The organism is Pseudomonas sp. On1 (assembly GCF_033783325.1).
Genome location: NZ_JAWPOA010000003.1, coordinates 66,301 through 80,809, shown reverse-complemented (window position 1 = coordinate 80,809; position 14,509 = coordinate 66,301). Strand labels below are relative to the sequence as shown.

General features: G+C 65.3%; 10 protein-coding genes. 4 read left to right on the top strand and 6 right to left on the bottom strand.

All coding sequences use genetic code 11. The features are described 5' to 3' along the window. Positions 1-377 precede the first annotated feature (377 nt). Positions 378-752 carry a DUF2784 domain-containing protein gene (locus R5C80_RS03720; protein ID WP_023631697.1) on the top strand — a complete coding sequence of 125 codons (375 nt, stop codon included), beginning with the start codon at positions 378-380 and terminating at the stop codon, positions 750-752. Here the strand turns inward: R5C80_RS03720 and tam are convergent. Together tam and R5C80_RS03710 are read right to left on the bottom strand one after the other, a co-directional pair. After that, a complete protein-coding gene (gene tam, locus R5C80_RS03715) occupies positions 729-1,505 on the bottom strand; it encodes a trans-aconitate 2-methyltransferase (RefSeq protein WP_110605668.1) in 777 nt (258 codons plus the stop codon). The genes R5C80_RS03720 and tam overlap by 24 nt on opposite strands. Positions 1,506-1,643: 138 nt before the next feature. Further along, the gene (locus R5C80_RS03710) at positions 1,644-3,053 is read right to left on the bottom strand and encodes an amino acid permease (RefSeq protein ID WP_023631699.1); all 1,410 of its coding nucleotides are present in this window, start codon (positions 3,051-3,053) and stop codon (positions 1,644-1,646) included. 438 nt (positions 3,054-3,491) lie between these two features. On the opposite strand from R5C80_RS03710, the gene R5C80_RS03705 reads away from it, so the two are divergent. Next, the gene (locus R5C80_RS03705; RefSeq protein ID WP_038705872.1) at positions 3,492-4,916 is read left to right on the top strand and encodes a PLP-dependent aminotransferase family protein; all 1,425 of its coding nucleotides are present in this window, start codon (positions 3,492-3,494) and stop codon (positions 4,914-4,916) included. Positions 4,917-5,000: 84 nt separating this feature from the next. On the opposite strand, the gene R5C80_RS03700 is transcribed toward R5C80_RS03705, so the two are convergent. Genes R5C80_RS03700 through R5C80_RS03690 form a run of 3 tightly spaced genes read right to left on the bottom strand, consistent with a single transcriptional unit; the run spans position 5,001 to position 8,585 of the window. Next, positions 5,001-6,023 carry a histone deacetylase family protein gene (locus R5C80_RS03700; RefSeq protein WP_319049815.1) on the bottom strand — a complete coding sequence of 341 codons (1,023 nt, stop codon included), beginning with the start codon at positions 6,021-6,023 and terminating at the stop codon, positions 5,001-5,003. Continuing rightward, entirely contained in the window at positions 6,023-7,264 is a 1,242-nt protein-coding gene (locus tag R5C80_RS03695) for a Zn-dependent hydrolase (RefSeq protein ID WP_038705871.1), read from the bottom strand. Before R5C80_RS03695 ends, R5C80_RS03700 begins: the two co-directional genes overlap by 1 nt. A gap of 16 nt (positions 7,265-7,280) precedes the next feature. Next, complete coding sequence (locus tag R5C80_RS03690; protein ID WP_038705870.1) at positions 7,281-8,585, bottom strand: MFS transporter; 1,305 nt, start codon at positions 8,583-8,585, stop codon at positions 7,281-7,283. A 259-nt stretch (positions 8,586-8,844) separates the two neighbouring features. Here R5C80_RS03690 and R5C80_RS03685 point away from each other — a divergent pair, with 259 nt between their 5' ends. Then, positions 8,845-9,762, top strand: a complete 918-nt coding sequence (locus tag R5C80_RS03685; protein WP_023629914.1) for a LysR family transcriptional regulator — start codon at positions 8,845-8,847, stop codon at positions 9,760-9,762. A gap of 62 nt (positions 9,763-9,824) precedes the next feature. Here R5C80_RS03685 and R5C80_RS03680 read toward each other — a convergent pair whose 3' ends face one another. Next, positions 9,825-10,565 (bottom strand): hypothetical protein, encoded by a 741-nt coding sequence (locus R5C80_RS03680; protein ID WP_038705869.1) that lies wholly within the window; start codon positions 10,563-10,565, stop codon positions 9,825-9,827. A gap of 429 nt (positions 10,566-10,994) precedes the next feature. Between R5C80_RS03680 and R5C80_RS03675 the strand changes: the two genes are divergently transcribed. Beyond that, on the top strand, positions 10,995-14,390 hold the full coding sequence (locus R5C80_RS03675; RefSeq protein WP_319049814.1) for an Ig-like domain-containing protein: 3,396 nt from the start codon (positions 10,995-10,997) through the stop codon (positions 14,388-14,390). Positions 14,391-14,509: the final 119 nt, after the last annotated feature.

The following is a 14,509-nucleotide window of genomic DNA, read 5'->3' as shown; positions in this document are numbered from 1 at the left end:
GCGACAGCTGCGCCAGCCCAGGCGCCGCCCGTAACTTCGCGACTTCAGGAGGCCGAACGCAGGTCTTGCGGAGGGAGGTGACGGGCATGGATGCCCGTCAAGCGCTGCGCCCCAGGATGGGGCGTTCAGCGCGGTCCTCCCGGGAGCAAGGCCGGAGTGAGGGAACCCCGGAGCGAAGCGTAGGGGCCGTATGAATGGAGCGAGCGGCTTTGCCTACTTTGGCCAAGACCAAAGTAGGCCGCCGTAAGGGCGGAAAGGTGAATAAGCGTCGACATAGCAAATGAATGCGCATACAACTATCAAAACAATCACCCCAAACTCAAGAACGAAAAACCGTGACACACTAACCCATCTCCCCCAGCAAGGCCCCACCCACCATGTTCCACCGCCTGGCCGCCGACACCCTGGTCCTGTTCCACCTCTCGTTCATCCTGCTCGTCCTGTTCGGCGGCCTGCTGGTGCTCTGGCGCCGCCGCGCCCTGCTGATCCACCTCCCCGCCCTAGCCTGGGGCCTGGCCGTGGAAGGCCTGCACCTGGAATGCCCCCTGACCGACTGGGAAAACCACCTGCGTAAAGCCGCCGGCGACGCCGGCTACCACGGCGGTTTCGTCGAACACTACATCTGGCCCGTGATCTACCCCGCCGGCCTGACCCCACAGATCCAGCTGTGGCTGGGCACCATCGTGCTGGCGCTCAACCTCGGCATCTACACCTATGTGCTCTGGCGCCTAACGCGTGGCCACCACAAATAGCCGCGGGAACGGCAACAACACCCGGCCGTCGCTGGCCGCCGGGTAGTCATGCTGCATGGCCTGCAGATACAACTGCAGAAAATCCGCCTGCTCCTGCTCATCCAGCCGCGCCAGGTAAGGCCGCAACGCAGAGCCCTTGAACCACTCCACCACCGCCTCGGCGCCACCGATCAAGGGGTGGTGATAGGTGGTGCGCCATACATCCACCCGCGCGCACAAAGGGCTGAGCAAATCGTAGTAGAAACCCGCGTTATGCCGCGGCGGCAGGCTGAAGTCAGCGAACCTGTCGGCCCAAGGCCCCTGGCTGGCAATCTCGCGCAAGCGGCGATGAGCCGGCTCGTCGAGGTTGTCCGGCGTCTGCACCGCCAGGCTCGCACCCTCGTTCAGCTGCCGCACCAGATGCGGATAGAGGCTGGCATGGTCCGGCACCCACTGCAGCGAAGCGTTGGCGAGAATCAGGTCCTGGGGCACCAGGGCCGTCCAGCCGGCGATCTCGCCAATCTCGCAACGCACGCGTGGAATGCTCAAGCGTGGCCGCTGCCGAGCCTTGTCGACCATGTCCGGATCGCTGTCCAGGGCGACGACCTGCGCATCGGGGCAACGTTGCAGCAACACTTCGGTGGAGTTGCCCGGACCGCAACCAAGGTCGGTGGCGTGGCGCACCGGGCGCGTCGGCACGGCGGCAAGCAGGTCACGTACGGCGCGGGTGCGTTCGTCTTCGAACAGCGAATACTGGGTGGCGGACCAGGACATGGGACGACTCCTTGTAGGGCAATTGCGTGCAGCATAAGCCATGTCGGCACCGCACAACGTAGGGATGATCCGATTGGCGAAAACGAAAACGGCCGGCCCCTTGACGGAGACCGGCCGTTGCGCGAGGCGCTACCGTATTCAGTGACGCTTGGCGGTACGCATCTGGTGCACCACGCCCATGGCCACCACGATGGCTGCGGCGATGCCGGTGGAGATCACCAGGATCTGGTAGTCAGGCATGAAAGCCATGGTCACCAGCGCCGCCACGATGAACACGATCACCAGGTAGGTCAGCCACGGGAACAGCCACATCTTCAAGCGCACTTCCTTGCCCTCGGCCACCAGCTTGCGACGCATGCGCAGCTGCGAGAAGGCGATCACCAGGTACACCAGCAAGGCGATCATGCCGGTGGTGTTCATCAGGGTTTCCAGTACGTCCTTCGGGCGCAGGGTGTCGCTGAAGTTGATCAGCGCGCAGAACACCGCCACCAGGCACGAGCCGATGATCGCGTTCACCGGTACGCCAGTGCCGGTACGGGTGAACTTGAACAGGCGCGGCGCATCGCCACGCTGGGCCAGGGAGAACAGCATGCGCGAGGCGGTGTAGTGGCCGGAGATCAGGCAGCTGCTCACCGAGGTCAGCACCACGAAGTTCATCAGCACTTCGGCATAGGGAACACCCAGCAGTTCCAGGGTGCGGCGGTAGGCGCCATAACCGGAGACGCCCAGGTGCGAGTCGTTCCACGGCACCAGGCAGACGATCAGGAAGATCGAGCCGACATAGAACAGGCACACCCGCCAGACCACCGAGTTGGTCGCCTTGACGATCTGGGTGGCCGGGTCCTTCGCTTCAGAGGCGGCGATGGTGACGATCTCGGCGCCGAGGAAGGCGAACATCACCCCCAGCAAGGCGCCGATTACCGTGGTGATGCCGTTGGGCATGAAGCCTTCGGCGGTCAGGTGGCTGATGCCGCGTACCTCGCCGAACTGCCAGACGTTCATCACCGCGGCGGTGCACACCACCAGGAAGCAGACGATCGCCACCACCTTGATCAGCGCGAACCAGAACTCGAACTCGCCGTAGTGCTTGACGTTGAAGAAGTTGACGGTGATCAGCAGCAGGGTCGTGGCCAGCACGAACACGTTGACGCTCACGTCGGGGAAGAAGCCGTGCAGGATCTTGCCCGCCACGTAGGCCTCCCAGGCCATGAGGATCACCCAGTACCACCAGTACAGCCAACCGATGGTGAAACCGGCCCAGCGGCCGATGGCGCGGTCGGCGTAGGTGGAGAACGAGCCGGTGTCCGGCGAGGAAGTCGCCATTTCACCCAGCATGCGCATGATCAGCACCACCAGGATGCCGCCGGCCAGGTAAGCCAGGACAGCGGCCGGGCCGGCGCTGTGGATCACGCTGCCGGAACCGACGAACAAGGCGCCGCCGATCACCCCGGCGATGGACATCATCGTCAGGTGGCGCGACTTGAGCGAGGCACTGAGCTTGCTCTCGTGCCCATCCTTCGCGGTGGTGGATGTGGATGTAGCGTCCATCAGTTATTTACCCCGTGCTTCTTTTTATCCAAGGAAAAACTGTGAAACCCCGATGGTTATCGGTCTCACCTGTACATCAGTGCTACTGCGGGCAGGGAGGTGTGCGCGAGCACACGCAGGCCATCCGTGGCGGCCTGCTTACGCGGCCAGAGGCGACCCTCTGGACGAACTGAACCATGCTGGGAACGGACGAGCAGCGTCCGGCCACGCGGGAAGAAGGTGCGAGGCGGACCTCGACGGTAAAGCAGCGATGTTGTGATTATTCATGGCGCTGTCATGTGCTGTGTTGGCTATATCTGACACGTAATGTAAAAATGTCGAACACATTGAGCCATGCACAGCGGCATGAAAAACGCACTGCACTGTACAGGCCGCCGATGCAATACACCCGCTGTGCCCCGCAGGCGCCTGGCGTCGCGCACACCTGAAGGCCCCCGAATGCTCCAGCTACACCCGGACTCCTCCACCCCGCTGGTCAACCAGATCATCGACGGCTTGCGCGCGCTGATCGACGACCAGACCCTCAAGCCCGGGGCGAAGGTCCCGTCGATCCGGGCGTTCGCCTCGACCTACTCGGTGAGCACCTTCACCGTGGTCGAGGCCTACGACCGCCTGGTGGCCCAGGGGTTGCTGGTGAGCAAGGGCAATGCGGGCTTCTTCGTCAATCGTGCGGCGAACGAGCTGCTGGACAAGCACAGCGTCGAGGCCGATACCAGCCGCCCCACCTTCAACTCGGAGTGGTACCTGCAGCAGATCTTCGAGATCCGCCAGCTGCCGTTCAAACCGGGTTGTGGCTGGCTGCCCAACGATTGGATGTACGAGGAAGGCTTGCGCCGCGGCCTGCGCCAGGTCGCCGGTAGCCCGCTGGAGCTGTCCGGCTACGGCGACCCCATGGGCCTGCCGGAATTGCGCGCATTGACTGCGCAGAACCTGCAGCAGGAACTGTCGATCGTCGCCAACCCGGCGCAACTCATGCTCACCCACGGTGCCAGCCAGGCCCTGGACCTGGCCGTGCGCACCCTGGTGCGCCCCGGCGACGTGGTGCTGGTGGACGACCCCGGCTACCCCAACCTGATGAGCATCCTGCGCACCCAGGGCGCCACCCTGGTGGGCGTGCCGCGGACCCCGGCCGGCTATGACCTCGACCAGCTCGAGCGCCTGCTGGCCCACCACCGCCCCACGACCTTCTTCACCCAGCCGCACCTGCACAGCCCGACCTGCTCGCGCACCCCGCTGGCGCAGCTGCACCGCCTACTGCAGTTGGCCAGCCAGCATGGCTTCCGCCTGGTGGAGAACAACCTCTACGCCGACATGATCGCCGACCCGCTGCCCTGCCTGGCGAGCCTCGACCACCTGCAGCAGGTGGTGTACGTGGGCAGCTATTCGAAAAGCATCTCGCCCAACGTGCGCGTCGGCTACCTGCTGGCCAACCCCGAGCTGACCCAGCAACTGCTGCACCTGAAGATGCGCTCGGGCCTGACCACCTCGCAGGTGATGGAGCGCGTGGTGTACGCCGCGATCATCGACGGCCGCTGGCGCAAGCACCTCAAGCGCCTGCGCCAGCGCCTGGCCGAGGCGCACCAGGATGTTGGCCGGCACCTGCATCGGCTGGGTTTCGAGCTGTTCATCGAGTCGGACGAAGGGATGTACATCTGGACCCGGCATCCGGCCATCCCCGACAGCGCCGCCCTGCTCGACGATGCGCTGGAGAAAGGCATCATGCTCGGGCCCGGGCAGTTGTTCATGGTCGATGCCAAGGCCACTGGGTGGATGCGCTTCAACGTGGCGTTCAGTACCGACCCGGCGATGTGGGAGTTGCTGGAGAAGGTGTTGGTGAAGCATGTGCGCCGGGGCGGGGTGTAATACCCATACCAACGCAATCGCGGGCCAAGCCCGCTTCCACCGTGGCGATTCAACCTGTGGAAGCGGGCTTGCCCCTCGACAGGCTTAACGCCAATCGCGCTCCTCGCCGAAGAATGCCCGAGCATTCGCCTCCAGGCTCTCCAGGTGGTACCCGCCCTCCTGCACGATCAGACACGGCAAACGCAACCCACGAATCTGTTCACCCAGCCGGGCGAACCCTTCGGTAGTCACCGCCACCTTGCTCTGCGGGTCCAGCTCGTAGATATCGAAGCCCAGCGAAAGCACCAGCACCTCGGCGCCGAAGTCCTTCAGCGCTTGCAACGCAACCTCCAGCTGCGCCATGAAGTCCGCTTCACTCGCCCCGTGGGCCATCGGCAGGTTGAGATTGCAGCCCTCTCCTGCTCCGCTACCGCGCTCGTCGGCAAAGCCCGCTACTCCTGGATAGAAATTGGTCGGGTCACCATGCACCGAGACGTACAGCACGTCGTCCCGCTCGTAGAAAATCTCCTGGATGCCCTGCCCGTGGTGCATGTCGGTATCCAGGATCGCCACGCGCTGGTAGCGGCCGCGCAACACCTGGGCCGCGACGGCGGCGTTGTTGACGTAGCAGAAGCCACCAGCGGCATCGTACCGGGCATGGTGCCCCGGCGGACGACACAGGGCGTACGCCGCGAGTTCGCCATCAAGGATGGCCTGGGCCCCGGCGACGGCGCTCTGTGCCGACCAGTAGGCGGAGCGCCAGGTATGCTCCCCCACCGGGCAACTGCCATCGGCCAGGTAACGTCCGGCCTGCGCAAGAATGCCGCGCAGCGCGTTGGGTTCGCGAACGAAGATGTTGGACATCACCTCGTCGCCCCAGTCCTCGGGCACCTCCTTCCAGCGCGCATGAGCTTCTTCGAGGAACGCCAGGTAGGCTTCGCCATGCACCGCCTTGAGCGGAGCAAGGCCGGCATCTTCGGGCTTGCGGATATCGAAGCCAAGGTCCTTGGCGGCCTGCAGCAGGCGCTGGGCGCGCTCGGGGACTTCCTGCGGGGTGCGCATGGCGCCGCGCGAGTAGTAGCTGCGCGGGTGGTGTAGCAATTGTTCCGGGTGGAAATAGCAGCGCATCAGGCTTCTCCTTCGACAACCTGGCCGGCACGGGCCAGCACGGCGTTGAGCAATACATCGGCGCCCTGGCGGGCATCCTCGGGCAGCACATCCTCGGCCTCGTTGTGGCTCAGCCCACCGACGCAGGGGATGAACACCATCGCCGTGGGGCAGTAGCGCGCCAGCAGGATCGCGTCATGGCCGGCGCCGCTGACGATGGACTGCTGGCTGTAGCCCAGGCCATCCACCGCCTGCTGCACGGCGGCCACGCAGTCGGCGTCGAACGGGGTGGCCGGGCTGACCCAGTGGCGCTCGATGCGCACCGCCAGGCCACGCTGGCTGGCGATGGCCTGCAACTGCAGGCTGATATCGCGCTCCATGGCGTCGATGGCCTCGTCGCGGTGATGGCGCAGGTCGAGGGTGAAGCGCACCAGGCCGGGAATGGTGTTGCGCGATGACTTGGCGATGCTCAGCTCACCCACCGTGGTCAGGCCCTCGGGGGCGAAGTCGCTGGCCAGTTGTTCGATGGCCTGGATCATCCGTGCCACGCCGTACAAGGCGTCCTTGCGCAGCTTCATCGGCGTGGTGCCGGCATGCGCGGCCATGCCCTCGACGGTGACATCGAGCCAGCGGATCGCCTGGCCGCCGCTGACCACACCGATGCTCCTGACGTTGTCCTCGAGGATCGGGCCCTGCTCGATATGCGCCTCGAAATAGGCGTCAACCTTGCCGCCCAGCGGGCGTTGGCCGGCATAACCGGTGCGCGCCAGTTCATCGGCGACGCTGATGCCGTCGGCATCGCGGATCGCCAGGGCCTGGGCCAGCGGCAAAGTGCCGGTGAACACCGCCGAGCCGAACATGGCCGGGGTGAAGCGGGCGCCCTCCTCGTTGGTCCACACCGCGATCTCCAGCGGCTTGCGGGTACGGATACCCAGGTCGTTCAGGCGGCGCACCACTTCCAGCCCGGCCAGCACGCCGTAGACGCCGTCGAAACGCCCGCCCTCGGGCTGGGTGTCCAGGTGGCTGCCCATCATCACCGGCGCGGCATGCGGGTCGCTGCCCTCACGGCGGGCGAACAGGTTGCCAATGGCATCCACGCTCAGGCTCAGACCTGCCTCGCGGCACCAGCGGCCGAACAGTTCACGCCCAGCCTTGTCCTCGTCGCTCAGGGCCAGGCGGCAGCTGCCGCCACGGGCGGTGGCGCCGATTTCGGCCATGGCCATCAGGCTCGCCCACAGGCGATCGCCATTGCTTTTCAACATTGCGGATACTCCAGATTCAGGCCAGCTCGAGCTGCCGGCCAAGGGCGTAGCGGCGCGCCAGCGCCAGCACGCAGACCAGGGAAGTGCAGGCGATCAGGCTGTAGAAGACCGCCATCGGCCACCATTGGCCGCTGAAACTGTGGGCCAGCCAGGTACCGATGAGCGGGGTCAGGCCACCGGCGATGGCGCCGCACACCTGATAGGCCAGGGAGATGGCGGTGTAGCGCACGCGGGTGGCGAACATGCCGCTGACGTAGCCTGCGATCACTGCATAGAACGACGCCATGCACGCCGCCGCCAGGGCGATGCCGAGCACGATCAGCGGGCCTTCGCCGCTGCTCACCAGCACGAACATCGGGTACGGCGAGGCCATCGCCAGCAGCGCCATCAGGGCCAGGAAGCGCGTGGCACCAAGCCGCTCCGACAGCCACGCCGCCAACGGCTGCACGCAGAACTGGATGATCGCCACGAAGAACAGGCATTCGAGGATCAGCGAACGCTCCAGGTGCAACTGCTGGGTGGTGTAGCTGATCATGAAGGTATTGGTGAAATAGACCCCGGCGATGCCCAGGGTGTTGGCGCCTATGCACAGCAGCAACGGCCGCCAGGCGCTGCGCAGCACTTCCAGCACCGGTGCCTGCTCCTTGCGCCGGGTCTGTTCGGCCTGCTCACGGCTGGCGAGGAACTCGGGCGACTCGTTGACCCCCAGGCGGATTGCCAGGCCCACCAGCAGCAACAGCGCGCTGGCCAGGAACGGCAGGCGCCAGCCCCAGCTCATCAGGTCGTCTTCCGGCAGGCGGGTGACCGCGCTGAAAGCCAGTAGCGACAGGATCAGGCCTGCCGGGCTACCCAGCTGGGCGAACGAGGCGAAGAAGTTGCGTCGGCCCTTGGGCGCATGCTCCCCGGCCATCAGCACCGCCCCTCCCCACTCGCCACCGACGGCGATGCCCTGGACCACGCGCAACAGGACCAGCAGGACCGGCGCGCTGGCGCCGATCTGCGCGTAGGTCGGCAGCAGGCCGATGGCGACGGTGACCACGCCCATCATCAGCAAGGTGATGATCAGCGATTTCTTGCGCCCGATACGGTCGCCGATATGGCCGAAGATGATGCCGCCCAAGGGCCGGGCGAAGAAGCCCACGGCAAAGGTGCCGAAGGCAGCCATGGTGCTGAACAGGCTGTTGTCGGAGGGGAAGAACAAGGCACCGAACACCAGCGCGGCGGCGGTGGCGTAGATGTAGAAGTCGTACCACTCGATCATGGTGCCGATGAACGCGGCGGCGGCGGCACGGCGCGGTTGTGGCGAAGCGGCGGGCTTCATGGGGTGGCTCCTTTGGTTGTTTTTCTGGCAGGAGTTGTCGGGTCACGGTGGCGCTCTGACGGCGCCTGGGCGGCCGCATCGCGGGGCAAGCCCGCTCCCACCAGGCCTGGGTCTCCGTCAAGATCTGGAGGCAGCTGTGGTAGCGGGCTTGCCCCGCAATGAGGCCTGCACTGCTGGAGATCATTCATCGCGGGCGCCTATAATTCAATTTTCTATTTATTATTCGAACTATTAACCACGCTTATCATCGAGCCCGACAATGCCCGACCGCCTGCTCAACGACCGCCTCGACTGGAACCTGCTGCGCACCTTCCGCGTCATCGGCCAGGAACTGTCGATCAGCCGCGCCGCCGCCCGCCTGCACCTCACCCAGCCCGCCGTGAGCCAGGCGCTCAAGCGCCTCGAGGAGCAACTCGGGCGCCAGCTCATCGCCCGCCGTGGGCCGCGCTTCGTGCTGACGGAGGTGGGCGAGCAGCTGTTCCAGCTGGCCGGCGAGGTGTACGGGCAGATGTCACAGATCGGCGGCCTGCTGGAGCAGCCGGCGGACGAACTGGTGGGCAAGGTGCGCCTGTTGATGATCAGCCGTATCGTCAACGAACGCTTCGACGACTTCCTCGCCGACTTCCACCGCCAGCACCCTCGGGTTGAGCTGGAGATCGACGTGATGCGCAGTTCCGACATCGTCGCAGCCCTGCAGGAAAAAACCGCCACCGCCGGCCTCAGCCTCAACCGCCGACCCCAGCCACGGCTGGAGCAGCGGTTGTTCCTGCGCCAGCGCTACGCGTTCTTCTGCGGCAAGCACCACGCGCTGTTCGGCCAGATGGAAGGCGACCTGCAGCGGGAGAATTTTGTCAGTTTCACCAGCGACCAGATCGGCGGCATGCTCTCGCCGCTGACCATCTTCCGCGACCAGCAGGGCTTCGCCGGGCGTATCGTCGCCTCGTCGCCGAGCCTGGAAGAAGTGCGCCGCCTGGTGATCGCCGGCTTCGGCATCGGCTGCCTGCCCGAGCATGTGGTGGCGCCGGATGTGGACGCAGGGTTGTTGTGGAAACTGCCGCCGCAGGAGGGCATTGCCGACGTCGACATCCACCTGTTGTGGAACAGGGACCAACGCATGAGCCGAGCGGAAAGCCTGTTCATAGAGGCCTTGCTGTCGGCCGCAACGGCGGTGATCTAGCGGGCAACCCTGTAGGCGGACAGCGGTCGAGCGTCAGGCCTGCCCAAGTTCGCGGTGATCGCCTACAGGCTCTGCGGTACCCCGGCCACCCGTGCCCGCCCCCACCAGGCATACGCAAGCGCCAGCCACCCCAGCCCCAGCGCGGCGAACATCGCCACCACCACCTGGCTGTAACGCGCCAGCAACGCCGGGAACCCCGTCACTTCGCGAACCACTTGGATATCGGCGCTGCCGTCGGCATCGCGAATACTGATTCCTGCCTGGCGAATCTGTGAATAATCGGCGTCGAAGTACACCCACACCTTGCTCTCGCTCACCCCGTCGATGGCCGGCAGGTCGATGCTGCTGGTCGGGGTCGGCACCAGCGTGTCGTTGCCGGCCGCATCGCGCACCTGCACCAGCCCCTTGGCCGGCAGACGTATGTGCACGGCCTTGAGCGGTACTCGGGCGGGGTTGGACAACTCGATCAGCAAGCCGGTGCGGTGATCCACAAGACCTGCTTCGAAGGGCCTGGCGAACAGTTGCAGGTAGGGGGCCTGGGCCAGATCCACCAACTTGTCGATCTGCGGATGGCTGAGTGTGCCGGCGCTGATTGCGCTGATCTGCGTGTGAAGCCGCTCATACTTGAGCAGGTCGTTGGCCTCGCTGATGCGTTCGCTGAATTGGCCCGGGTAGGTGAGATGGGCGTATGTCAGGCGCGCCTGCAGCCGGTCGTCCTCACGCAACGTCACATAGAGCGTGGCGGCGACGGCGACCAGGACCAGCAGGCCCACCATGGATTTACCGACTTTTTCCCAACTCACCTTGAGGTTCCTTAGTTTGGCGGGTGACGAGAGGCAATGGCTGGCAAGGGTGCCAAGAACAGGGGATTCGGGCAAGGGGCACTGCTGACGGCCCGCCAGCCACCGCGCCGCCAGCCTCAGCCGGGCCGCCCACCACCAACCGCGGGCTTGGCGATGACAGCGCCCAGGCCCATGAGGTAAAGCAGACCCCTTGCCCGGCCGCTTGGGCGGGAGGTGGGGCACATTCCCCACCCAGCCCTGGGTGTCTTCCCCCAGGTTTGCGGCAACTGCCTCAGCAGGCCTTTTTCGCGACCTTGCAACATCTTGAAACACGTGGCGTTTGGCCATTTTCCGCTTGGCACAGCCGTTGCTGGCCCCCTCTACAGGGCACATCGCCACTCACTGAAAGTGGCAATAGATGCCAGCCTGTACAACACGGGGCATACGGTAATGAAGAATTCAACTGCAACATCGACCCAAGTGTTCAGGTTGTCCGCCATCACGGCGCTGCTGCTCAGCCTGGGGCTGGCCAACGTGTTCGCCGGGTCGCTCGACGACGTGAGCCAACCGCCGCCCACCGATCCGTCCGCCTTCAGTGACCCAGCCGCCGATCCGCTGGCCCAGGCGGCGGCGCTGGAGACCTTGAAGAGCATGCCGGAAGCCAACGAGGGCTCGCTCGAATTGACCGACGGGGTCTACGGCACCCGCGCCACGGTGACCAGCAACAATGCCCTGCCCCCCGCGCAGCAGACTTCACGCAACTATCCCACGAACGGCAAACCCAGCCCCTTGTTCGGCGCCGAGCCCTTCACCCAGCAGTTGCTGCTGTTCGAAGAATTCGGCCCGGAGAAACTCGACCCGGCCACTGCGCCCTACACCCTCACCTTCCCGCCCCCCGTAATCGGTGCCGCGCCCGCGCAGGATCCGGATTATGTGGCGCGCAGCAGCCCCAACGGCAACGCCCTGGAGGCCTTCCTCACCCAGCCAGGGCTGACACCGTTCCCGTCACAGTACGCCAACGTACTCGACCGCAACCCGTGGAAGGCGCAGATCGAGATGTTCCTCAACCGCACCGGGGTCGGCTCGCCCGCCGAAGGCCGACCGCCAGGAAAGGGCTGGTCGCACCAGCGCTGGAACGAGTTCTACCCCCAGGCCGCGTTCAAGACCGCCCAGGCCGGGGCGCGCATCAACCAGGGCCTGCGCGACCGCAAGCAGTTGCACAACTATGCCAAGGGCGAGTTCGCCCCGGGCGGGCTGTACTACCAGACCTCCGACATCCCCACCACCCTCGGCACCACCAAGGGCATCGATACCCGCTTCCACCCGAAGATGCCCCTGCAGGGCCACAAGGCACTGTGGACCTTCGACGGCACATTCCCGGTCAAGCTGCTGATGGTGCGCTATGGCCAGCCGGTGCTGATGCGCCACTACAACGCCCTGCCGATCGACCTCTCGGCCAACAACGGTTTCGGCCTGCACACCATCTCCACCCACGAGCACAACGGCCATTCGCCGGCCGAGAGCGACGGCTTCGCCAACGCCTACTTCTTCCCCGGCCAGTACTATGACTACCGCTGGCCGATCCAGCTGGCCGGCTACGACACCATCAACACCCGCGCCCAGGACCCGCGCGCCGCCTTCCCCTGCGCGCCGGGCGAAACCCTGTACGTCAACGATGCCTCCCCGGGCCTCAAGACCTGCGAGAACGGCAGCATCAAGATCCGCGGCGACTGGCGCGAGACCATGAGCACCCACTGGTTCCACGACCACATGCTCGATTTCACCGCGCAGAACGTCTACAAGGGCAACGCGGTGATGATGAACTACTACTCGGCCATCGACCGTGGCAACGAGGCCCTGGAGGATGGCGTCAACCTGCGTTTCCCCAGCGGCGCGGCGATGCCGTGGGGCAACCGTGACTACGACGTCAACCTGGTGATCGCCGACAAGGCCTGGGACGCCAACGGCCAGTTGTGGTTCAACCCGTTCAACACCGACGGCTTCCTCGGCGACCAGATCCTGGTCAACTGGCAGTACCAGCCCAAGCTCAAGGTGCGCGCGCGCAGCTATCGCTTCCGCATTCTCAACGGCTCGGTGTCGCGCTATTTCAAGTTCGCCGTGGTCCGTGAAATCGCCGGCAACGCTGGCGAGTTCAAAGGCCCGAGCGGCTCCAACGTCTCCTATGCCCGCGTGCCGTTCCACATGATCGCCAACGACGGCAACATCATGGAACACGCGGTGCCGTTCGACGGCACCCTCGACCTCAACGGCGACGGCAACTTGCAGGACAACAACGCCATCCTGCCGCTGCAGGGCATCGCCGAGCGCTACGACATCATCATCAATTTCGCCAAGAACGGGATCAAGGTCGGCGACAAGCTGTACTTCGTCAACCTCATGGAACACGACACCGGCAAAGGTCCGAAACAGGCCATCGCCTTGGCCGACGTGCTGTCGCAAAAATACAAGGCCGTGATCAAGCAGACCAGCAAGGGCCCGGAATGGGATGGCGGCGACCCGGTGGTCGGCAAGTTCATGCAACTGATCGTGCAGCCCTACACCGGCCAGGACCTGAGCATGGACCCGAGCCTGTATGAACCGGCCAAGCCCGGCAAGGCTGCCGGCCTGGTGATGATTCCCCTGCCGATCAACCGCAATAGCGCCAGCGACCAGGTCAAGATCAAGGCCGCCCGCCACCGAGAGTTCATCTTCGGCCGCTCCGACGGCACCGACAGCGCGCCCTGGACCATCAAGACCGACGGTGGCTTCGGCTACAGCATGGACCCACGCCGCATCGGCGCCGCTCCGCAACTGGCCAACGAAGCCACCGACGGCGGTTTCAGCGGCGACGGCACCCTCGAGGTGTGGAAGATCAAGAACGGCGGCAATGGCTGGAGCCACCCGGTGCACGTGCATTTCGAGGAAGGGGTGATCCTCAGCCGTGACGGCAAGGCGCCGCCGGAATGGGAAAAATGGGCGCGCAAGGACGTCTATCGCATCGGCCCGGACGCTGATTCGTCGGAAGAAGTGGAAATGGCCATTCGCTTTCGCGAGTTCGCCGGCACCTACATGGAGCACTGCCACAACACCCAGCACGAAGACACCTCGATGCTGCTGCGCTGGGACCTGGAACACCCCGGCCAGTTCCAGATGATGCCAACGCCGCTGCCTGGTTGGGATGGCGTGGAATACGTCAATTCCGCCGCCCTGCCGACCTTCCGCACCTCGAGCAGTGGCTCGGGCAACGACAGCAACAAGCCGCCGGTGGCGGTCAACGACAGCGCCGCGACCATGGCCGGCAAGCCGATCGTGCTCAACGTGCTGGCCAACGACACCGACCCCGACGGCAACGTGCCGCTGAGCGTCAGCAGCCTGGCCCAGCCCGACTCCGGCCAGGGCACGGTCGCCAGCAACGGCACCCAGATCACCTACACCCCACCGGCCACCGTGACCACGGGATTCACCGCCAGCTTCACCTACGCCGCACGCGACGCCAAGGGCCTCGAGTCGCTGGCCCCGGCTACGGTAAACATCGCGGTTTCGCCCGCAGTGCCAATGGACGAGATCCAGGTCAGCAGCGCTTCGGTGCAGTTGCGCAGCAACAACCGCTGGACCTGGGAGGTTTCGGGCACCACCTCGGTGGCTGCCGGCAACAGCATCCGGGTGACCAGCAACACCACCAGCGGGCCGCTCGACCTGGGCCTGGCCACGTTGAGCGCCAGCGGTTCCGGGGCGCGCTGGAAATTGTCGGTGACCACCACCGGCAGCGGCCCGGTCTCGCCACCGGCGGTAACGGTCAAATCGGCGCTGGGGCAGAGTGTGACGGTACCGTTGAGCATCAAGTGAAAGAAGGCCGGGGGCGCGCTGCGCCCCTTTCGCCGCGGTTCGTCGCCACGACAAGCCGGCTCCCACAGGTATTGCGCATGCCTTGTGATCGGCGCTGTACATGTGGGAGCTGGCTTGCC